We start from the raw sequence: 21,308 nt of genomic DNA on the forward strand, positions 1-21,308 counted from the left end.
CCGATGGTATGATAAAAAGCATATCATTAATATAATACAGTGAGAAAAAAAATATTTCAGAATTTGAATGGTGAATTAATAATTGATAAAACCTTCATTAACACCTGAATAACTTTAATGAATATAGTCAAAACTCCTTTACTTGCTATTTCTATCTCCTGGACTATTGTTATCTTTTCTTCCTTTCTCTGGAATTTACACCAGGTTCATGAAAGCATTGAGAAAATTTTCTATGTCACTGCCAGGTCCAGTTTCGAAAAGGACCTTATTTATAGAAGTTGGAATGCCGGTCATGGTGGTGTTTATGTAAAACTGGATGCTAAGACCAAATCAAATCCTTTTTTAAATGTAGAACACCGAGATATAACAACAAAAGAAGGTATCAAACTCACCCTGATGAACCCGGCTTTTATGGTCAGAGAAGTTTTTGAACTGGCACGAGAAAAGCTGGAAATCATATCTCATATTACCAGCGACAAACCCTTGAATCCCAATAATAAGCCGGATGAATGGGAGAAGCTTGCTTTAGAAAAAATCAAATCCGGTTATAAGGAATTTAAAGGTATCAGTGAAGATGGAAAACATTTCCGTTTACTAAGACCTTTATATGTACAAGAAGATTGTTTACAATGTCATAAGCACCAGGGATACAAACTGGGTGATCTCAGGGGAGGTATCAGTATTTCTATTCCAGTCAGTTTATTTGCCGGTCAAAAAAATAAACAGATATTATCCCTGTTTGGAGCACATTTCGGGATCTGGTTTATTGGCTTTGTAGGTTTATACTTTGGATATGAAAAATACAAGCAGTACCACCAGACAAAGAGGGATTTACAATTACAAATAAAAGAATTTCAATCTTTACAATCTATCATGGATGGAATGGCAGATCCTATAGTTGTAATTGATACGGTAGGAATCATTATTCAATCCAATCCTGCCTTCAGAGAGTTCTTTTCCCTGGAGCCACCGGGAATAGGTATATATTGTTATGAAGTAATGTCTCGTTGTAGAAATAGTTGTTTCCTTATAGAAGATAAAACCTGTCCTCTGCTGATAGAACAGGGAAGATATAAAAAAACCATCCAGAAAGAATGTGTATTAGAGAATGGGTCTTCTCGTATTGTTGAAATTACAATCACTCCTTACTATGATGAAAATAATGTATATAAAGGTATTATTGAAATTTTACGTGATATTACCGAAAAAGTAGAAGCCGAAAAAAAACTAATTTATATTGCTCATTATGACAAATTAACTTCTCTTCCGAATAAGTTTTTATTTGAAAAAGAGTTAGAAAACTCCCTCACCGAGATGAAGAAAATAGAAGGTGAGTTAGCTTTATTTTTTATAGACCTGATTCGATTTAAAAACATAAATAACATTCTTGGTCATCCCAGCGGAGATAAAATTTTAATCGAAGTCGGACAAAGACTTAAATCTACTTTTTCAAAATCACATTTTATTTCGAGATTTGGTGGAAATGTTTTTACAATCATTGTAGCTGGAAATAATACAAAAGAAGAATTAAATACAATCTCCCAACTTGTTCTTGATGCTTTTTCACAACCTTTTGAAGTCAATAATAATAAACTTTTTATCAACGCCTGTATCGGGATATGTTCTTATCCTCAGGATGGTGAAAATGTTATAGAATTAATGCAACACGCAGAAATAGCCTTAAACCGGGCTAAAAACGAGGGCAGGAATTCCATCCAACATTATTCCGACTTAACAGAAAAATACTCTTTCCAACGCTTAAAACTGGAAAATGAATTATACCATTCTATTGAAAACAAGGAGTTGGAAGTCTACTACCAACCACAGGTTGATTCAAACAATGAAAATTTAATAGGTTTTGAAGCCTTATGTCGATGGAAACATCCGGTTATGGGTGAAATTTCTCCCGGAGATTTCATCGGCATAGCGGAAGAAATAGGCTTTATTGTTCCCCTCGGAAAATTTGTTCTAAAGAAAGCCTGTGAGCAAACCAAATTATGGATGGATAGATTTAATTATCCATTCCGAATTTCTGTAAATATTTCTCCCCGCCAACTATTAGTTGAGAATATCGTTTTTGATGTAAAAAATATTTTAGAAGAAACAGGCTTAGAGCCATCTTCTCTTGAATTGGAAATCACAGAATCTTCCATTATTCAAAATGTAGAGCATGTACTAAAAGTCCTGCACTCATTAAAAGAACTGGGCATAAAAATTTCAGTAGATGATTTTGGTACAGGCTATTCCAGTTTACAATATATAAAGAGCCTGCCCATTGATAGTTTTAAAATTGATCTCTCTTTTGTCAGGGGTGTACCGGATAATCTTGCCGATAAAGCAGTTATAAAAACCATAGTATCCCTGGCTAAGAACCTGAATCTACATACTGTAGCGGAAGGAGTCGAGAATTCAGAACAGAAAGAGTTCTTAACTACTGTAGGTTGTAATATTCTCCAGGGTTACTATTATGGAAAGCCGACTCCGGCCAAAGAAGTAGAAATATCACTGCAAAATTTAGTAAAGCAGGTTTCCCTATAAATTCATAGAGATTTTTGGGGTAAGCCTTCTTTATAGTTTTTTAATGATTGTACCCTTATTATCTACTTTCAACTTTTTAAAAGAATACAATAACTCAGAAGAAATATGCTCATTTAAAAATAATTCTACTTCCTTATGAAACTTTTCTTCCTCAGATTTCTTACAATAAAGAAGTAAACTCGGTCCGCTACCCGATAAAGAATAGCATCCACCCAGTTTTTCTATAAACTCGGATAGTTTGGGTAAAACCGGATGTTTCGTGATTCTATAAGGTGTATGCAGTTTATCTTTAACAGCAAGTCTTAAATGAGAGAAACGCTTTGTTCCTAAAAATTCAAACCAGGTAGCGACCCTCGCCATATTATAAATTACATCTTTCGTTGAATAAGAAACGGGTAAGGTTCTTCTTGAGGCACTGGTTTCAATTTCAATATTCGGAATAAAAATAAAAATCGAAACATTTGTAGGAAGTTTCTTTTTAAAAAAATGAAGTCGTTTTCTTTCAATAAAATAAGCCAGGACCAAACCGCCCATGTAAGCCGGAATTGTATTATCTGCATGTCCTTCTACTTCTGCCAGCTCATACAAAAACAAATTTTCATCGGGAAGCTTATCACTTTTATAAAACTTCTTATGAGCTAATCTCGCAGCAGAAAAACCCGCTACAACGGCTGAAGCACTCGAACCCAGGCCTCCCTTCAGGGGAAGATTTAAATCCATACTTAAATCATAAGGCAGAGGTTCCTGATTCGGTAAAAAAATAGAAAAGTATCTCTTATACGATTCCCAGACCAAATCATCAGAGGGTTCAAAAGGTACCGGCCTTCCGTCAACCAACTGTGTTTTATAAGCACTCTTATCTGAAAACTCAAAGAAGAATTGGTTATAAACATTTACCGCAAGACCCATGATGTCAAAACCGGGCCCCAAATTTGCGGAAGTACCCGGAACCCGAATTAAATACCTTTGCTTTTTCAAGCTTTTACCCATTGCCTTATTAATTCTGCTACTTGCTTATACACCGTATCCAGTTGAGATTTCTCTTCCGGCTTAAAATTTGATAACACATAGTCGGCTACATCGTTTTTATCTTCCGGTCGCCCTACTCCAATTCTAAGCCTGTGAAAATCCCTACTCCCCAATTTCTCTATTATATCCCGAAGTCCATTATGACCGGCATGACCGCCGGAAAATTTAAGCTTTACCCTAGCAAAAGGAAAGTCAATCTCATCGTGTAAAACTAATATTTCTCCGGGCTCAATTCCATTTTTTCTGGCGATCAAAGAAACCGCAGATCCCGAAAGGTTCATATATTCAAGGGGCTTTAAAAAGTAAGCCCTGCATTCTCCCAGGGTTTCCTGTGCCAGGGAATACTTCTTATCAGAACTGAAACTTGCACCTTCCGCTTCAACAAATTTATCCAGCATCATGAAGCCAACATTATGCCTGTTTGCTTCATATTTTTTACCGGGGTTTCCCAATCCAACAATCAGGACTTTTTTCATAACTACCGTAAAAGAAGATGGATCATTTTCTCGGTAGCTAATATGGCTGCTACCGTTTGATCGGTATCCACCCCTATAGTTTTGAATGTAGTATCCCCCGGTTTATCCGGTTCTTTGTCCCAGGTAATTAGAGTTTCCACCAGGGCTGAGGTTTTACCTCCGGGTGGAATTCTTACCTGGTAATCTACAAGATAAGGAAGTTTAATGCCTATTTTATTCATTACAATACTTAAAGCATTCATAAAAGCATCATAACCTCCATCGCCTTTTCCAACCTCTTTATAAATTACGTCTTTATAACGAACCTTAAGACCGGCAGAAGGAACCACTCCCACACCGGCACTGACAACACAGGACTCAATTTTAAAATCATTGTTCTGTTTTTCACCCGACACATCAGCAATGAGAAAAGGAAGGTCTTCTTCGGTTACGGTAAGACCGGCATCTCCCATCTGAATGACTCTTTCTAAGACCTTTTTTTCTAACTCTTTGGATAAGGTAATTCCTAACTGCATCAAGTTTTCGGTGATGCTTGCCTTTCCGGCTAATTTACCCAGAGCATAACTTCTTCTTCTTCCGAATCGTTCAGGTAAAATGGGGTTAGCGTAGAGATTTCCTTTCAAGTCTCCGTCTGCATGAACACCGGCCGTCTGGGTAAATACATCCTGTCCGACTATAGGTCGATTATCGGAAACTCTCTTCCCACTGAAGACTTCGACCAATTTGGATAAGGCTGTTATTTCACTTTCCTTGATACCGGTTTGAATACCGAGTTTATCATGAATGGCAGTTATCGTAGCTTCGAGAGGAGTATTTCCCGCTCTTTCTCCGAGACCGTTCACCGAAACGTGTATTCCTTTGACTCCTGCCTTAATGGCATAAAGGGCATTCGCTACCGAAAGATCATAGTCGTTATGACCGTGAAACTCCAATTGCAGGTTCGGATACCTGTCGAGAATATCACTTACTGCATCGTAGATTTCATAAGGTGCAAGAACCCCCAGAGTATCTGCGAGATAAATCCGTTTAATAGGCATTTCTTGCATACCTTTCAGAATATCGTATACATATTCTCTCGAATTCATGTAACCATTAGACCAGTCTTCGAGATACGCATTCACCGTGATACCTTTAGACTTTGCATAACTTACCGTCTTTTCAATGTCGGAAAGGTGTTCGGGAAGGGTTTTTCTAAGTTGTCCGCTCAGGTGTTTTAAAGATCCCTTGGTCAGAAGGTTCAAATTTAAAGCACCACATTCCACCAGCCAGTCAACCGTAAGGGTGTGATCTACAAATCCGAGTAGTTCAATCTTATCCTGAAAACCGTTTTCTTTGGCCCAGTGAATGATATTTTGAACTGAACGTAGTTCCCCTTCGGAAACTCGAGCAGAAGTTACTTCCACTCTCGGCACTTTCACTCTTTCCAGAAGAAAGCTTGCAATATTTAATTTCTCTTCAGCGGTAAACACAACTCCACGTGTTTGTTCACCGTCTCTTAAGGTAACATCCAGAATTTCTATTTTATTATCCATATATTTACTTCTTATAATTTTTCAGGTCAGCTTTGTCGGGGGGAAATATCTCGACTTTCGTACTTCCCGGGTTGGAATAAATCCATTCATCGGTTTTGTAGAGCCTCAGAAAATCATATTCATTCACCATGTCTTCCGTTAGTTGTTTCAGTTTTCCTTCTCCTATACCATGAATCACTTCCACAAGAGTCTCCCCTTCCATAAAGGCGGCATGAAGCTCTCGTTCCAGTTTATATTTAGCTTCCTCGTAGCGCATTTTTCGTATATATATCTCTCTCATAGTGTAAGAAGCCCGGGAAAAAATTTACAAAATACAATATGTGGAGTCGTTTTAAATCCTGCAAGTTTAAAAATAGGTTTGTCATTTCAGGTGCTTTTACAGGAGTATGGAATTGACAGGATAGATTGAAGTGGATATAAACGAACAGGAAATCAAGAAGCAGTTTAGCCGTAAGATTAGAGGAAAAAAACGCCTCGCTATCTGTGGAGGTAGTATTGGCCGTGAAAATCGTATTCTCATTCAGGGACAGGTAGTAGATGCCGGCATCCGAGAACCTTTTAATGTAGATAGCCTTCTTGATTTTTTAACCGGGCTTTTCAACGGAGAGGAAGACTTTATAACCCCTTTTCTCGATTTCAGCCTTGCCCCGGTTCGTAAGCCTTTTCTAAAAATCCAGATTTTACGAGAAACGGAATTAATTTACGAATCAGACATTTTTAGTGGCAGTAGAGATGGATTTTTCAATTTTGACTCGCAGCTTAAACTGGAGCCGGGACTTTATTTTTACCAGGTCGTTTTCCAGGGAAGTGATTCCTACAGGCAACAAACCCGTGACCTAAACTTTATTACCAATTTTCGAGAAAGCCGGATCAACAATTATACCGTAATTGGAATGGGTCGTTTAACGGTTCTTCCTTCCGATTATACCGGGTATATAACCACTTCTGATATCGATCAGACATACCTCGCGACCGATCTGGAAACAAAGGGAGGTAAGCTGGCTACTCTTTTTGAAACACCGGAACAAAAACTTCCCATTCCCGGAATGCCCGAACTATACAAGGAGATGAAACTTCATACTAATAATTCTCCCCTGAGCTTTATCTCGGCCAGTCCTCATTTTTTTAGACGCTCCCTGGCAGCTACCATTCGAAAAGACGGCATTGAAATGGACAGCCTGAATTTGAAGTATTTAAACGGAACCCTGCAAAATGTAATGGATAAGGCCATTAATTCTATTTTCAACCTGGATGATTTGTTTCGAGACGGCTTTGCTCCGGCCCTGAATCGAATGAAAAAATTCTGGAACTCTTCTTATTTAAGTTTATTCGACCAGTTGACCTACAAGCTCTCCACTCTTCTCCATAACCGTCTATACCAACCCACAAGGGCCAAAGAAATATTAATGGGAGATAATACAGAGAGTGATTATTTGATTTTTACCCTGTATCAACTAATCCTCATGGACCTGATTTCCGGTAAAGAACTGGAAGACTACCTTTATAACTTACATTTTCTCGGAAGAAATGCTGTAACCAGGGATAACGCAATTAAAATCAAGAAATTAGCTTCAGAGTGTCTTGCCATACACGGGAAAATGAATCCGGTAGAGGTAGTATTGATTAACATGTCTCACATGGGACCTGTAACAGAAGAAATGACAGACCATCTGGATAAAGCTTTACCCATAGGAATCAATATTCATCACCTCGAAAACTTTAAACTGTATCATACAACAGAAGGCGCCCTCGGTTTTGCAGTTATCCTTCATGCAAAAAATATAATCCCTTTTGAATCAATGATAAATGTGGCTACATCTATGTTGGGAAAATGGTTTAACGGACAGGTGATCGATGAAAAATACCTTCTCTCCCTCTGCCGCAATTTAAGTGTTCCCGATTATGCAGAAGGAACGAAACATTTACTTCGTGATGTAGTGGAAACAGCCTTACAATCATAGCCTCACCCACCGGACTGGCCTGTACTTCTAATCTTTTACCGAGTGCTTTTCCATAATTTTTAGCACCAGGCTTGAGTGTTCGGTTTTATCAAAGTCCGGTTGTAGAATTTCTCCCGACTTAAACCGAAGACTCTTAGAATCGAATTTTAGAACTCCGAGATATTCTCCTTCACCCGGAAGGTGATACAGAGGTTTTTTTTGTAAAGACAGGCTGTAAAAACCCTTAGAAGGTTTTTTCTTTTCCGAACCCACTATCATGATAAATTTATTGCCTAATTTATCGATTAAAGTAGAAGCTTCTTTAAGAGTTCCGTAATATACTAATATCCAGAGATCGGCTTTGTTGTTTTCTACGACCTGCAGAATACTCTCTTCCACTTCCGAAATTTTCAAAGAATCATACTTCTTACCCAGCTTGAGTTTTAGAAGTTTGGGTGAACTTAAAGGTAGAAGCCCTATAACTTTTTTATTCCTTTTTAAAAGGACAAATTCTTTCCCGATAGGCTTGGATAAAAAATAATTAGGAATCCGAATATTAGCTGAGTGTAAAGGATAACTGGAGAAAGGCTGTTTAAACAGATCCTGGGTTCGAAATTTTAATTCATGTAGGCCGGGTGTAATCAGGTGATAGCCAATTTCTGTATAACTTTCATAGATAGCAAAGGCTTTATTTGGTTTTATAAAACCCTTATCAAGAATATCACCTGTTTCAAGGAGAATATCTTTATATCTATCAAAAGATAAGCTTTGCAAGAGAGTATGACGTTTACTTAAACCCGGTGCGGGCACGGCCTTACAGAGACAGTCCTTGATATAACCATTTAAAGAAGAAGTAAAAAAAATCCGTAAGTCAGAAGCCGTTAAGGATACTTGAAGGAAAAATAGACTCAGAAAGAAATTCAATTTCATAGTCATGTCGTAGCTTATTTCTTTTTCTTTTCCAGGTAATCCTGGGCCAGACGGTTTATTTCCTTATTCAGTACCTGTATGGATTGATAGACTCCTCCGAGGCTTTTACGATTCATCTTTTCAATACCACTTATCAGTCCCGGAATCGGTATCACCTTTTTTAATATCCCGTACGGCTTATCCATAATCTTATTCTGGATTTCTTCTATCGTTTTGGCCCCACCGGCAATAGCCGTTTCTACAAGTCCGCTTAAACCCTGCAGGGCCTCCGGTTCGAGACGAAGATTTTTTTCTGCTTCACTTTCTTCTTCCTTTTGTATTTCCTGAAATGCTTCAGAAAGTCCTTCTTTTACCCATTCCCGTATTTGCTCATATACTTCCAGAGAGTGGCCGAGACCGATATGTCCGATAGAGGTAAATTCCTTATGGTTCTTATCTTCTATTAAGAGGAAGTCTTTTCCATCTTTCGTTCTTCCGAGGGCACTTCCTCTTCGCACCATGGCATCGCCAAACCAGTGACTAAAAATGTGTTCCGGATCCTTCGTAATGGTTCCGGAAATTACATAGTATTTTACACCCGTATACAGAGGAATATCTACCTTAGCATTCTGTAATAAAGCATCTTCCTCTACATCTTTCCAGTCTTCATCGATAATATTACCAAAACGTAAATCTTTAATTCCTTTACTGCGTAAATTAATCAGGTTTCCTGCGAGGCGGGTATAAGTGGAAGGAACAGCCTCCAAAACATTGGTCAGGATATTACCGAATTTTTCTAACGGTGCTCCCAAGTGAGGAGAACCGATAAGGATTATTTTCTTCAAAACCTGAAGCCAGGAAGCCTTTCCCTGTTCTGCATAGTAAAAGGCACTGCGACTCACAAGTCCTCCCATGCTATGAGCTACAATAACCAGTTCGTCTATAGGAATCGGATAGTTTTGAACCAGGTTTTCCATAAACTCTGAGAATAACTTACCATTCTCGGAAATACGTAAACCTGAATTATAACGAAAGTAAAAGGGAGTGAATTGCAGATCCTGTTCTAACATTTGACCGTAAGAGGTCTTTTTCTCATCCTGTTGAAAATCCCAGTAGTTCTCGTCACAGACAAGTCCGTGCAAAAACACGGAAACTCTCGAACTCAGTGTTGTATAAGAAGTTTCATAGATTAGATTTGTCTCATGAATCTTCTGATTATTCTTATAAAAACCCGGCTTAATAGCCAGTCCATTTTCCGTCTCTGCCAGATAATCCCCGAATATACCGTTTAACACAGGTTTACTCAGTTGGAGACTCTTCGCCAGCCCCCCTATCAACCGATTAGCTTCTTCTTTTTCTGTTTTTTCCATGTTTTATAATCTTCTTAATAGTAAATAGGTTTTTACGTCTCTGGTACCGGAGCGTATCTTGGGAGTTCTTTCTTCAAAGGCATACTGACCCTGCAAAAGTTTGTGGGTGTCTTCACTTACCTGAATCTGTCCGGTTACACCGTGAGATTCCATTAACTTTCCAATGCCGAGGGTTTCTCCGTAAAGGTCATAGATATAAAGTCCTTCTTTTCCGAATAAACAGGCCACTACCGGCCCGGAATGAATACCTATCCTTACCTGGAAATAACGGTTGTTCTTTCGGGATATATTCCGAACTGCTTCTATCATATCGAGAGCCAATTCGGCTACTCTCGAAGCATGATCGGGTCTGTATTCCGGCATCCCGGTTTGAATCCAAAAACTTTCTCCGTCGGTTAATATCTTCTCAATTCCATGCTTCTGGCCCAAAAGCTCAAAGGCATCTTCAATCTCTTTTAACTGGGAAGCTATCATGTCCTGGGGAAGAGTCTGGGAAAGCTGGGCAAAACCTGTAATCTCGGCAAAGAGAACAGTGGTATTTTCATAGCCGTTAGCTGTCATTCCCAGATTATCCCGAATTCTCTGTGCTGCACTTTCCGGTAATAAGCGATGAATTACATGATCTAATTTAGAATCTGTATTTTCCTGGTTCTCCTGCTGAATAAAAACAACTCTTACATTGGACTCTATCTTATAGTTAATCAGGTAGCCTAAAAGTATTAGAGAAATCAGGATGAGCATATTGGTATGAAAACTCATCCCCGTCGGAAAACCCGGAAGCCCTACACTAAAACCCACTACAAGATAAAAACTCAGAACAAAACCCGAAATAACCAGGAAAAAAACCTTTCTATGAAATCCGGAAGCTGCTACAATGATGTAGGGAAGAGCAGAAAAATATAACCAGTGAGAATCAGCATTCTGATAGCTAAAGCCGATAGCCCAGCTCTGTGTTAAACCAAATACAATTAGAGACACTGCATTTAACAGTTCACGACTGGCATTCTTAGCCAGTTCCGGCATCTGGTTGGCCATCAGGCTAAAAAGTAGCAGTCCGAAAGAGGTTAAACGAAAAAAGGCTATTTTCCCAAAATTACCGCCGGAACCATTGATATCGATATAGATAAAGGGAAGGGAAAATATAAGTGTAACCAGGGAAAGGATCTTTAAATTGTCAGTCGTTTTATCTTTATGGGTTTCCATAAACTTTTTTTCCAGACCATGGGCGAAACGCAGATCCATGGCTTCTTTTTCTAATTTTTCAAAAGGAAACATGTTTATTGAATGATAGGAAAGTTCAGGCTAAACACAACCTCACTATCACTACTCTGGTTAACATTATTTCTAATAGTATGAACCAAAAGACTTGCTCCGTGTAATTCTATGATTTTTTTCACGATAGTAAGACCCAATCCATAACCAAACTCTTCCTCGGTATATCTATCGTCCACTTCTTCGGTTAATCTAAAGAAAGGTTCAAAAACAACTTTCGCATCTTCTTCGTTAATCCCTATTTTTCCTTCCTGGTTGGATCGGGCCGGATTCAGGACTTTCAATTCCAGATGATCGTTATTGATAAAGAATAAGACAATTATCAGGTCTCTTTCTGCCGAATACTTCATGGCATTTATCAACAGCTCTTTTACAACACTTTTCAGGTAAGGTCTGTGGAAAATGATTTTCTTTTGCTTTCCGATTTCCGGGACTTTTCCGAGAGAAACCTGCTGGTTTTTAAGTGCGGCCATAGGACGGATTTCCGTATTGCACTCGGAGAGTATATGCACAAATTCAGAGATATAATTCGTTTCGGTAATCGGATCTTCTCTTGTCAGGATTTTTTGGGATTCGGCGATGGTTCTCACCATTTTATCCGCCTGGGCAAAATTATCCTTGATTAAGTTGTAGAGATTACGGGTAATTTCGTAAGAATTCTTCTGGGCGTTAAATTTAGCCTTGGAAAAAAACATATTCAGGGTATTGAAAAGAATGGCAAAGCCACTATCCTGAAACAGGTTTTTATTCATCTGCTTAATCATATTCCCGGTGAGAGACTCTATCTGGCTTTGTTGTAATTCCTTTTTCCAGCTAAAAATATCAATAATGGTTGTGTAGAAGTTCTTTTCACTCTCAGTAAAACTACTTACCCGCAAATTATACTCATACCTCGCGACCGCGCCATCAATGGAAGCTTTCAAAACCTCTTTTTGTATGGGTTTTAGAACATAGTCAAAAACTCTATATTTACCCAGACTGGAAATAATGCGTTCGGGGTCAGAATCGTCTGACATGATGATAGGAACGATTCCATAGAGCTTGTCTACTCTGTCGATAAGCTCAAGAGTAGGAATATCAGAAAGATCTGCATCAGCTAAAAGAACATTGTAAAAGCCATTTTCCAGTTCTTTTAGCGCATCTTTCCCATTGTTTACGAGTGTGAATTCAAAACCCAGCTCCTGGGTTACCTTCTGAATCTGCTCAATGTCTACCGGTTCGTAATCAACAATTAATATACTGGGTTTCATATGTATTTTAGTGTTCCCGTTCAAAGCCTGAAAAAAATATTATCCTTGCACTCAGGGCTATTTTTTCCAGTCTTTTATTATTCTATAGTATCAAGAAATGCCCTGATAATAAAACTACAAAATGATTATGGAAAGAAAAAAAATCACAATTACAGAAGTCGGCCCGAGAGACGGTTTACAAAACGAAAAAACCCCGGTTTCCACCGAAGATAAGCTCAAATACATACAACTTTTGGAAGAAGCGGGGCTAAAAAGCCTTGAAACGACTTCTTTTGTGAAACCGGAGGCTGTGCCGGCCATGAAAGATTCCTATGAGCTTTCAAAAGCCCTGAGAAGATCACCCGGACTTGAATATACGGCCCTCGTTCCCAACCTCAGAGGCTATGAAAAAGCCCTCGAAACCGGCTACCGCCAAATAGCCGTTTTTACTTCTCCCTCAGAAGCCTTTAATAAAAAGAACATCAATAAAACAGTAGAAGAATCCCTCCTCGCTATCCGGGAAATTTTTGAAAAAGCGAAACAGGATGGCTTAAAAGTTAGGGCTTATGTTTCTACCGTCGTGCATTGTCCCTATTCCGGCTATATTCAACCGGAAGCCGTACTCCAAATATCTGAGAAACTCTTAGAACTCGGAGCCTATGAAATATCCTTAGGAGAAACTATCGGAAAAGCTGTTCCTTCTGAGACCGAAAGGCTTCTTGAGAAACTTCTTAAGACCCTTCCTTCCGAAAAGCTCGCCGGTCATTTTCATGATACCTACGGAATGGCTATCGCAAATGTCCAGAAATCTATAGAAATGGGGCTTCGTTCCTTTGATTCTTCCTCCGGAGGACTCGGAGGCTGCCCCTATGCACCGGGTGCTTCCGGAAACCTCGCTACAGAAGACCTGGTTTATTTCCTCTCTGCTTCCGGACTGGAAAGCGGTGTGGATTTATATAAACTGAGCCTCGCTACCGAGTTCATTTTCAAGGTTTTACAAAAACAGAGTACTTCCAAAACCTACCAGGCCCTACGTTGTAGCTCCGCAGGCTAAAACCTGGGGCTTGAGGATAAAACTTGACAGAACTTTATAAATACTTAAAATATGTTTCTATGTCAGTTGAACTACTCAGGTCATTCCATCCGGAAGAGCTTTTAAAAGGGAGAAACTGGGCTTTCTTCGAGGGAAATCTCATCTTTTTTGATGAAGCTTCGCAACAATATATGATAGCTGAGATACAGGAAGGAAACAGGTATAGCTTCGAGGACTATATGAGTCTACCGGAAGGTGCCCCCTTCCAATTGATTGAGGGAGAACTTACATTTATGGCTGCACCCGATTTTAAACATCAGGAAATCTCAGGCAACATCTATTTTGCTATTAAAGCCTATTTACAAAATCATAATCTGGGAAAAGTAGCTTACTCTCCTGTAGATGTAAAACTGGACGAAAAGAATGTAGTGCAGCCTGACATCATTTTTGTTTCTATCAAACGTTCTTCAATCATTGACAGGTACATTAAGGGTGCTCCGGACTTTGTCGTGGAAATCCTCTCCAAAGGCAATGTTGCCACCGATAGGAAAAAGAAAAGGAAGCTCTACGGAAACTTTGGGGTGCTAGAATACTGGATTGTAAATCCTATGCTCGAAAATATCGAAATCTACCACAACCACATGGGTATCATGTTTAAAACAGAAACTGTAGGAAAAACCGGCAGGATTCAGTCCAAAGCCATTGAAGGCTTCTCTCTCGATGTAAGCAAGATTTTTTAAACTCTTCTCTACAGCTTACTGTGTGAATATTCAAATCCCTAATCCCTCCATTTCCCCATATTCCCCTGTTCCCCATTTTCCCCATGCTAAAGCATGGGGCTAAGAAAAAAATCTTTCAATATTAGAATAATCGAATAAACCTACCGGACTATACACCAATCCTTAATTTCTAATCCCTAATCCCTCACCCCTTCATTGCCCATTGCCTTTTAGACGGATGGAGTAAACCGAGAACTATATCTTCTTTAGGAATACCTTTATCTACCAGACTTTCTGTGAGATCTTCCTCGGTTCCGTTAAACTCTATCCATATTTTTTCGTCTTTTATACGAAAGTGAATGGGGGAACCATGAATTCTGCTGTTATTTTCCCAGCCTACCCGTGTAAAAAAATAGTTCTTTGTGCTGTCATCTACCACGACATATTTATCGATTGTTTCTTTTTTTGGATATTCATTATAATATTCCGTCAGAACTTGAATGATTGCATTTCGATAGAGTTCTAATTTATCCATTTGATAACCTCCTCCTTCTGTGGATCGAACACCAGTAATTTTATATTATGCCGTTTGAGTGAAAGTTTAATCAATAAATATTTTAAAAAACTTTTATGGGTATCTTCTGTTATAGCCATGAATAGTTCTCTATCACAATTATTTTCTTCTAATACCACTTTATAGTCCAATATTTGTCCAAGTGCTTTATGGAAATCATTTATCACCGAGTTGCTTAAAAAGCTTTTTACCTCTACAGCAATTCTTTTGTTTTCCTTGGTTGCGATTATAATTTTTTCAGCACCTAAATCAATTCTATAATCCTCTTCTCCTAAACTTGCAATTAGAGGATCATCAGTTACAAGCCAACCATCCTTTTTTAAAGCATTTTTCGCCTGGTAATGGTATATATCTCTTTTGCTCATTTTGACCTCCAAGAATTGTCAACAATGAACTATACGCATAAATAGTCAATTTTATTTGCAGAACAGAACTAATTTCTATCTTTCAACATTCCTATCCGATGACGTGGCTTTCCCTCTTTCCCCATTCCCCATGCTAAAGCATGGGGCTAAGATAAAATCTTCTTATATTAGCATAATAGAATAAATCTACCGGACTATACACCAATCCTTAATCCCTCACCCCTTCATTACATGATTCAAAACCAACTCTACCCTGTTTTTATCCAGGCAGTTCGCTGTTCTTTCGGTTACCAGAAAATCTTCAAAACCCTGAAGCTTTGCGTTTTTAAAATGCTTTTTTATCCAGCGAAAAAGAGAAGAAGCTATTTTTAGAAACTCTGCATTCTTTTCTTCGCTCTGTCCTTTTTTGTTGAGTATATCTTTTACATAATACAGTCTTCCTCTGTAAAATTTATTCTCTTTGATTCCTCCCGGAGAAAATTCGATTACAGGAGAGTCCATTATATCAACATTATACATTTCTTTTGTTTCTATGTATCCGGGCTTTAGGTGTGGAAGGTCTTCCTGTAATAGAATCAATCTGTTTTTTTGAATGGGCTTATCATTTTCGGATACGAGTAATGAAGGAAGAACTTTTATCTCTTTTTCGGAATGATAGGCACTGATGATAACAAGTCCTTGAGCTTTGAGATAATTGTCTATTTCTAATATATCTTCATCGGTCATGTAAAAGTTTATCTGACTACTTTTCATTGTTTGTCGTCCTCATTGTAAGCATGAAATTCAGGTCTGATTCCAAATTCTTTTTCTACTTCGTCTAATACTCTCTTTTCACGCATTACCGGTTCTCCATTCTTATTTTTTTTGCCTATCTGATGTAATTCGACGATGGCTTCCGTTTCTTCGTCTATTCCAGCTACATCAATGTACCTTCTTTTTCCGCTAAAAAATCTTAATAATTGTGTTCCAGACGAGGGATTAAACCGGTTTTCTTCTTTCCCCATGCTAAAGCATGGGGCTAAGAGAGACATAACCAAATAGCCTTTCCGTTCTCTGAGCCTGGTTGCGCCCCCTGAGCGAATGAAATGAGTCGAAGGGCAGCCAACGGCGAGTCGAAGTGCAATCCTCAATCCTCCACCTGCCCAATCAACGCCAACAGCTCTTCGTCACCCAACTGCTCCGCAAGCTCCTTTGCCCGTGCCAAAACCTGTCCCGCTCCCTCCGTTTCTCCTGCTTCTTTTAGCTTTACTGCCAGAATAAGATGTAACTGTGCAAACTGCTTGAACTCTTCTCTCTCAATCTCACCCGCTTCCTGGAACTTTGCATCCATCTGTTGGATGAGTTGGATGATTGTGGGAAGGTCAATGTCGTCAGAAGTTTCTTCTTCACCGCCTTCTGCAAGTCTTTTTACATGATTATAATTACCGATCATTGTCTGCATATTCGGATGGGATTCTGGCACATAATCTTTCAAAATATCAATAGCTTTTGCAAACATTTCCATTGATTCCTGATAACGTTTTTGATTATAATATAAACTACCGATATTGTTATAAGTTGTGGCTACAGAGGGATGCCTTTCCCCTAATTTCTCTATACTTATTTCTAAATCTTTTTCGTAATACTCTATCGCCTTATCATACTCACCTTTTGACTCATAAGCACCGCCGATATTGTTATAAGTTGTGGCGACATCGGGATGCCTTTCCCCTAATTTCTCTAATCGTATATCGAGCTCTTTTTTGTAATACTCTATCGCCTTATCATACTCACCTTTATTTCGATAAGCTTCGCCGATATTGTTATAAGTTGTGGCGACTTCCTCGTGTCTGTCTCCGTGGATCTGGATTCTCTTTTTCTGGGCCTTTTTTAGATAATCTACGGCTTCGTCGTATTCACCTTTACTCTGATAGAGGTTTCCCAACCATAGTTCCAGATCTGCTAAATCTTCATTGGTTTCTGTTATAGCATCAGATATAGCTCTTGCCTGTTCTATCAGGTAATAATTGGCGAGAGGATTATCCCTGGATGCAGATAATTTGGTGGTAATAGTCGAAACCAGTGCCTTACAGTCCTCATACCCGGGGTTTAGTTTATCATACACTACTTCTTTGATAATCGAGTGCAGGCGGTATTCCTCCTCTTCACCGTTTTTTTCCAGCCAGCCGCGCTTGTAGAGTTCTTCTGTGGCTTCATCCAGTGTATTTTCATCCAAATCTTCAGTCTTTACCATATCACCAAAGTCTTCTTTCGAAATATAATCCGGCAGGAAGTAATAGTTTTTCAAAGCATAGATAAGGTTTTTCTCATTCTCGAGTTCTGTCATATCAAAGATTTTTGAAATATACTCAAAAGCAATAACCTCACCTTTTGGATGATTTGCATGAATTTTCTTCCGGGCAGAAGGATTTTTTCCCAGTTCATGTTTTTTTAAAATATCAAATAACTCAGCAACAGACTTAATTCGGCTCGCTGTTTTTAAAGTTTTGGCCATGAGTTCAACTGTCAGAGTATGCTTGCCCACATGGTTTAAAAGAACCTGAATATCTTCCTTACTTCCCTTATCAGGACAATGGAATAAAAATAATTCCAGGGCTTTTTCATCAGTCAAATAATCCAATTTGTATTCCTTTAAATATGGGATTTCCTCAAAAGATGTTACCAGAATTTTCCAGTTGGAAGATAGATGGTCTATAACTTCTTTTAGAAAATCCCTGCTGCCCTTCGCTTTTCTCGGTAGAGCATTATCGATTAAAATAAAGCCATTCTTTTCAGACGAATCTTTTTCAACCACATCAGTCAGGGCATGAAGAATCTTTTGCAGCCTGTCTTCATCGGTTTCACCTTCTACCACATCCACCCGGCAGGGAACTCTGAGTTTTTCAATAAAAGACTCTAAGAAACTCTCGGTAAGTTCAACAATCGCATAATAAGAAAAAGAATCCAGCTCTTTCAAATGATGATACACCAGTTTTCCAAGAGTCGTTTTCCCAACACCACGTATAGCGTGAATATAAACGGTTTCCTCCTGTTTAATAAGCCCTAACAATTCCTGCAATGCCGTTTCCCGACCGATGATTTCTTTGGGTGAAACCTTGATCGGATTGAGAAAACGGGGGATGGGGTCTTTTTTAATTTCATTATAAATTTTAACTCCATCTTTATTTTCTTTTATATAAATTGCTTTAGAGTTTTCCCCTTCCGCGTTTAAAGTAACTCTCTCTTCTGATGACATTTTTCTTCCTTTTGATGATTGCTTATGATAAAACAAGTAACTTATTCAATGGTTAAACCTTTATTTTTCTTTATATAGATTGCTTTAGAATTTTTTCCTATCGCATTGAGTGTTACTCCATCCACTTTTTCCCCTTTTTGTTCCAGCTTTTTGTCTATGTCTTCGAGTTTACCCATTACCTGCTTCGTATTTTTATCTCCTTCCTTTTCTATCTTCTCCTGAATGTTTTCTGACTCCCGGCTCAGGTGTTCGGCGAAGAATTCTCGATTTTCTTCGAGTTGGAGTTCCAGTTTCTTCAAACCCTCCCGGCTTAAACTACAGAGAAGCATCACCTTCTCTTCGAGGATATGTTCGAGTTTTATTCTCTCTTCTTTTAGGCTTTCAGGTTTTTGTAGGTGTTCCAGCTTTTCATCCAGTGCTTTGATAATCACATCCACATTGACTTGCGGAATGGCTATTTCCCTATTTTTCAGTTCCAGTAATTCATTACGAATCTCTAAAAAAGAATCATAGCTTACAGCCCTGAAAAAGGTTTCATCGCTCTGAATGAGTTTTCTTAGTTCGGCAAAAATATAGCGAAGTAAATTCTTTCTTATGATTTCCATAAAGCGATTCCCGAAAGCCTGAATCTCTGTCTTGTTACCAAGATGAATCTAAGAAGTGTTATGAATTTTCTCTGCTATAAGGTTCAGGATATTCAGGTAAGCTCCATCTTCTTCGATTTGCTGGTAGCGAGTATCCCTTCCCCCGGAGTCTATCATCATAGATTCGAGGACTTTTTCTTCTCGCTCTCTATCCGGCGCACCGAAGAGTTCCTCTATCTTTTCTTTGGTACTTAAATCCTTACAAAGAGCTTTCAGGCGGTTCGGTAAATCGGTATGGATAATATTCTCACTGGCAACTTCTTTTTGCCAGTCCGAAAGGCAGGAATATAAAGCTCTTGTATAAGCTTTAGAAAAAGCAGAATACAAATAGTTACCGCCATCAGCTTCCTTCTTCCCAAAAAGTCCTGTAAACCTTTTGAAATAAGATTTCTCTTTCTCTTTTACAAAATCTTTTAACTTTCCCTGTAAATACTTCTCCGGGTCAATATAATCCCCGATAACAGGTTTTAAAAAACTCCAAACAAGTCCCGCCCAGGGCAGTATTTCTAATCCGGTCATGATTTCTCCACCTACGTGCTATGCAAATATTGCTGTATATGGAATATCATAATATTTACAAAAAAATCCAAGTATTTTTATTTTTTATTTGCAAGGAAAAGTGAAATACTAATCTTTTGTTAGTAAGAGGTATATTTATGGAATTGTTTTCAGATGATAAAGCATATAAGGAATACAAAGATTTTAAAATTGCAAGAGATAACTTCCGAGAGTCTAATCGTGAGATGACTGATCAAATCGATGTCAAAGCCAGAGATAAAGAAAATGTCAATTATACAGAAGTTCATTTAAATATCTATGAAAACGTTGGTTTAGGTAGAGAGTGGCGTGTAGAGAAAGAAAAAAATCCAGAGGGACTCAATCGGGCAACTCATGGTTTTAATACTGTTACAGAAGGTTTGAATCCTTATCCCGATAAATCAATTTCTTCCAATAAACTTCTCAAAATAATACTTTCTTTTTTCGGGAAAAATGAACCTGCAAGAGATTAAAATACCGGGAAGAATTTGTATCTTCTTGGAAGAGGTGAAGGCTTTAGAGTCTGAAGTTTTTCTCCGAAAAGCTCGTGAGGATTTTTATTCAAACATGAACGAGCCCGGTTTTCGATACTATTCATTTTTTCTAAAAAAGAAAACGTATAGGATAGACTATCCATTGCTTGAAGAAGAAGATATTCATCCATCCCATTTCCGGGAAGAATACGGGCAACGATTTTCAAGACTATCTAAACTTTCTACTGATGTATACTATTTCCAAATTAAGTCTGTAAATGAGTCTTTGAGTCAAATTTTAAAATACTCGGAGGAAAAAGGGCTACATCGTATATTGGTGTTTAACTCGGCACATATACTTAGAGATGAAAAAAGACTTTTAAAAATTTTCAGAGCCAATTCATTTTTATATAACCGGGAAGCCAACTTTAGTCTGGCACATAATCTTTTTAATGAAACTGCCTATATACGGAAGGGCAGGTTAAATGCGATTCTACAGGGCAAAGCAAAGTTAGCCTATGATTCTACATTCCGAATGATTGAGCTGGAATTGGATCAAACCCTCGGTTCAAAGCTCAGCACCATTCGTTATATTTCCGAAAAAAGAAAAGTATAATTAAAATCAAGAGGGATTCGTAAATGAAAAAGCCTTCATTTTCTTCGGAAAGCAAGCGAGCCACCGATGGCTCGCCTACGATTAAAAAAGATTTCCCTGATTTTTTGAACGGATACATCTATCCTACTGACCTGTGAAGGAAGAAAGGCATTTTTCATCCACGCTCTTATATGAATAATACAATGGTGAATTCTTGTCTCCTTATTCCAACCAATATGATACAAAAGAAAATGTTGGCTCTCTTTATCATGAATTACATAGTATTTATCCGAAGACCCGGTACGAACGCTTTTATATCGATGTAATAGTGCAAGAATTGCAGATTCAATTTGTTCTAATCTATCCATTTTATTACTTTCCAAACACCATTGCTGTTTCCAATAATAACCTGCCGGCAAGACCCAGAACCTTATCAATTTGTTCCCGCGAAACATAGGGATAATCTTCCATATAGGTCTCGATAGATTCACCGGTAGAAATGTAGTCAAACAAACTTTTTACCGGAACTCGCGTATTTTTAAAAACCGGTGTACCACTCTGGATTTCTCTATCTATTGTCAAAATATCTGTATACATAATGATTTCCTAATAATATGCTTTGGATTTATTTGTTTTCCAAATATTTCTCTGCAGATTCTACAATTTCATCGATTGATTGTCCTTGAAATAAATTCTGACTCCAGGAAGAATAATCGAAAGGTTCTCTTTGGATTAAAGCTATAAACCTTTCCGATTCTACTAATCCAAGACCGGATATTAAAAGTTCTACACCCTTTAGTCTTAATTCTGTATCAGTGATCATGATTTAACTCCTTAA

Annotated in this window: 24 protein-coding genes; 6 read left to right on the plus strand and 18 right to left on the minus strand. The window is 38.3% G+C overall.

Annotation, left to right across the window (positions count from 1 at the left end; translation table 11 throughout):
- The first annotated feature begins 117 nt into the window (after positions 1–117).
- Positions 118–2,538: an EAL domain-containing protein gene (locus H7A25_09360; GenBank protein MCP5500097.1), complete on the plus strand. Its 2,421-nt coding sequence runs from the start codon at positions 118–120 to the stop codon at positions 2,536–2,538.
- A gap of 30 nt (positions 2,539–2,568) precedes the next feature.
- Here H7A25_09360 and thrB read toward each other — a convergent pair whose 3' ends face one another.
- Genes thrB through H7A25_09380 form a run of 4 tightly spaced genes read right to left on the minus strand, consistent with a single transcriptional unit; the run spans position 2,569 to position 5,855 of the window.
- Positions 2,569–3,528: a homoserine kinase gene (gene thrB / locus H7A25_09365; protein ID MCP5500098.1), complete on the minus strand. Its 960-nt coding sequence runs from the start codon at positions 3,526–3,528 to the stop codon at positions 2,569–2,571.
- The gene (locus tag H7A25_09370) at positions 3,513–4,043 is read right to left on the minus strand and encodes an aminoacyl-tRNA hydrolase (protein ID MCP5500099.1); all 531 of its coding nucleotides are present in this window, start codon (positions 4,041–4,043) and stop codon (positions 3,513–3,515) included. Before H7A25_09370 ends, thrB begins: the two co-directional genes overlap by 16 nt.
- A 2-nt stretch (positions 4,044–4,045) precedes the next feature.
- Positions 4,046–5,575 carry a 2-isopropylmalate synthase gene (locus tag H7A25_09375; protein MCP5500100.1) on the minus strand — a complete coding sequence of 510 codons (1,530 nt, stop codon included), beginning with the start codon at positions 5,573–5,575 and terminating at the stop codon, positions 4,046–4,048.
- Between the two features lie 4 nt (positions 5,576–5,579).
- Complete coding sequence (locus H7A25_09380) at positions 5,580–5,855, minus strand: Smr/MutS family protein (protein ID MCP5500101.1); 276 nt, start codon at positions 5,853–5,855, stop codon at positions 5,580–5,582.
- A gap of 136 nt (positions 5,856–5,991) precedes the next feature.
- On the opposite strand from H7A25_09380, the gene H7A25_09385 reads away from it, so the two are divergent.
- Positions 5,992–7,536, plus strand: coding sequence for a hypothetical protein (locus tag H7A25_09385; GenBank protein ID MCP5500102.1), 1,545 nt, complete (start codon positions 5,992–5,994; stop codon positions 7,534–7,536).
- A 27-nt stretch (positions 7,537–7,563) separates the two neighbouring features.
- Here H7A25_09385 and H7A25_09390 read toward each other — a convergent pair whose 3' ends face one another.
- Genes H7A25_09390 through H7A25_09405 form a run of 4 tightly spaced genes read right to left on the minus strand, consistent with a single transcriptional unit; the run spans position 7,564 to position 12,316 of the window.
- Positions 7,564–8,445: a hypothetical protein gene (locus H7A25_09390; GenBank protein MCP5500103.1), complete on the minus strand. Its 882-nt coding sequence runs from the start codon at positions 8,443–8,445 to the stop codon at positions 7,564–7,566.
- Between the two features lie 14 nt (positions 8,446–8,459).
- Entirely contained in the window at positions 8,460–9,794 is a 1,335-nt protein-coding gene (locus H7A25_09395) for an alpha/beta hydrolase (protein MCP5500104.1), read from the minus strand.
- A 3-nt stretch (positions 9,795–9,797) separates the two neighbouring features.
- Positions 9,798–11,069 (minus strand): hypothetical protein, encoded by a 1,272-nt coding sequence (locus tag H7A25_09400; protein MCP5500105.1) that lies wholly within the window; start codon positions 11,067–11,069, stop codon positions 9,798–9,800.
- 2 nt (positions 11,070–11,071) lie between these two features.
- On the minus strand, positions 11,072–12,316 hold the full coding sequence (locus H7A25_09405; protein ID MCP5500106.1) for a response regulator: 1,245 nt from the start codon (positions 12,314–12,316) through the stop codon (positions 11,072–11,074).
- Positions 12,317–12,443: 127 nt separating this feature from the next.
- Here H7A25_09405 and H7A25_09410 point away from each other — a divergent pair, with 127 nt between their 5' ends.
- Together H7A25_09410 and H7A25_09415 are read left to right on the plus strand one after the other, a co-directional pair.
- On the plus strand, positions 12,444–13,349 hold the full coding sequence (locus tag H7A25_09410; protein MCP5500107.1) for a hydroxymethylglutaryl-CoA lyase: 906 nt from the start codon (positions 12,444–12,446) through the stop codon (positions 13,347–13,349).
- Between the two features lie 59 nt (positions 13,350–13,408).
- On the plus strand, positions 13,409–14,068 hold the full coding sequence (locus tag H7A25_09415; protein MCP5500108.1) for a Uma2 family endonuclease: 660 nt from the start codon (positions 13,409–13,411) through the stop codon (positions 14,066–14,068).
- 184 nt (positions 14,069–14,252) lie between these two features.
- Here H7A25_09415 and H7A25_09420 read toward each other — a convergent pair whose 3' ends face one another.
- The 7 genes from H7A25_09420 to H7A25_09450 all read right to left on the minus strand — a co-directional run bounded on the left by H7A25_09420 (position 14,253) and on the right by H7A25_09450 (position 19,384).
- Positions 14,253–14,582, minus strand: a complete 330-nt coding sequence (locus tag H7A25_09420; protein MCP5500109.1) for a XisI protein — start codon at positions 14,580–14,582, stop codon at positions 14,253–14,255.
- Complete coding sequence (locus H7A25_09425; GenBank protein ID MCP5500110.1) at positions 14,570–14,986, minus strand: XisH family protein; 417 nt, start codon at positions 14,984–14,986, stop codon at positions 14,570–14,572. Before H7A25_09425 ends, H7A25_09420 begins: the two co-directional genes overlap by 13 nt.
- 216 nt (positions 14,987–15,202) lie before the next feature.
- Complete coding sequence (locus H7A25_09430; protein ID MCP5500111.1) at positions 15,203–15,739, minus strand: hypothetical protein; 537 nt, start codon at positions 15,737–15,739, stop codon at positions 15,203–15,205.
- The gene (locus H7A25_09435; protein ID MCP5500112.1) at positions 15,736–16,017 is read right to left on the minus strand and encodes a hypothetical protein; all 282 of its coding nucleotides are present in this window, start codon (positions 16,015–16,017) and stop codon (positions 15,736–15,738) included. The genes H7A25_09430 and H7A25_09435 overlap by 4 nt, the downstream gene beginning before the upstream one ends.
- A gap of 95 nt (positions 16,018–16,112) precedes the next feature.
- Positions 16,113–18,221 carry a tetratricopeptide repeat protein gene (locus H7A25_09440; GenBank protein MCP5500113.1) on the minus strand — a complete coding sequence of 703 codons (2,109 nt, stop codon included), beginning with the start codon at positions 18,219–18,221 and terminating at the stop codon, positions 16,113–16,115.
- A gap of 41 nt (positions 18,222–18,262) precedes the next feature.
- Positions 18,263–18,826, minus strand: a complete 564-nt coding sequence (locus H7A25_09445) for a hypothetical protein (protein ID MCP5500114.1) — start codon at positions 18,824–18,826, stop codon at positions 18,263–18,265.
- Positions 18,827–18,874: 48 nt separating this feature from the next.
- Positions 18,875–19,384, minus strand: a complete 510-nt coding sequence (locus H7A25_09450; GenBank protein MCP5500115.1) for a hypothetical protein — start codon at positions 19,382–19,384, stop codon at positions 18,875–18,877.
- Positions 19,385–19,521: 137 nt separating this feature from the next.
- On the opposite strand from H7A25_09450, the gene H7A25_09455 reads away from it, so the two are divergent.
- Both H7A25_09455 and H7A25_09460 read left to right on the plus strand, forming a co-directional pair.
- On the plus strand, positions 19,522–19,875 hold the full coding sequence (locus H7A25_09455; GenBank protein ID MCP5500116.1) for a hypothetical protein: 354 nt from the start codon (positions 19,522–19,524) through the stop codon (positions 19,873–19,875).
- On the plus strand, positions 19,856–20,491 hold the full coding sequence (locus H7A25_09460; protein ID MCP5500117.1) for a hypothetical protein: 636 nt from the start codon (positions 19,856–19,858) through the stop codon (positions 20,489–20,491). The genes H7A25_09455 and H7A25_09460 overlap by 20 nt, the downstream gene beginning before the upstream one ends.
- A gap of 35 nt (positions 20,492–20,526) precedes the next feature.
- Here the strand turns inward: H7A25_09460 and H7A25_09465 are convergent, their stop codons facing one another.
- The 3 genes from H7A25_09465 to H7A25_09475 are packed head-to-tail and all read right to left on the minus strand — an operon-like array spanning position 20,527 to position 21,293.
- A complete protein-coding gene (locus H7A25_09465) occupies positions 20,527–20,838 on the minus strand; it encodes a XisI protein (GenBank protein MCP5500118.1) in 312 nt (103 codons plus the stop codon).
- Positions 20,839–20,842: 4 nt separating this feature from the next.
- Positions 20,843–21,067 (minus strand): DUF433 domain-containing protein, encoded by a 225-nt coding sequence (locus tag H7A25_09470; protein ID MCP5500119.1) that lies wholly within the window; start codon positions 21,065–21,067, stop codon positions 20,843–20,845.
- A gap of 28 nt (positions 21,068–21,095) precedes the next feature.
- Entirely contained in the window at positions 21,096–21,293 is a 198-nt protein-coding gene (locus H7A25_09475) for a hypothetical protein (GenBank protein MCP5500120.1), read from the minus strand.
- Positions 21,294–21,308: the final 15 nt, after the last annotated feature.

It is taken from the genome of Leptospiraceae bacterium (assembly GCA_024233835.1).
Lineage (GTDB): Bacteria > Spirochaetota > Leptospiria > Leptospirales > Leptospiraceae > JACKPC01.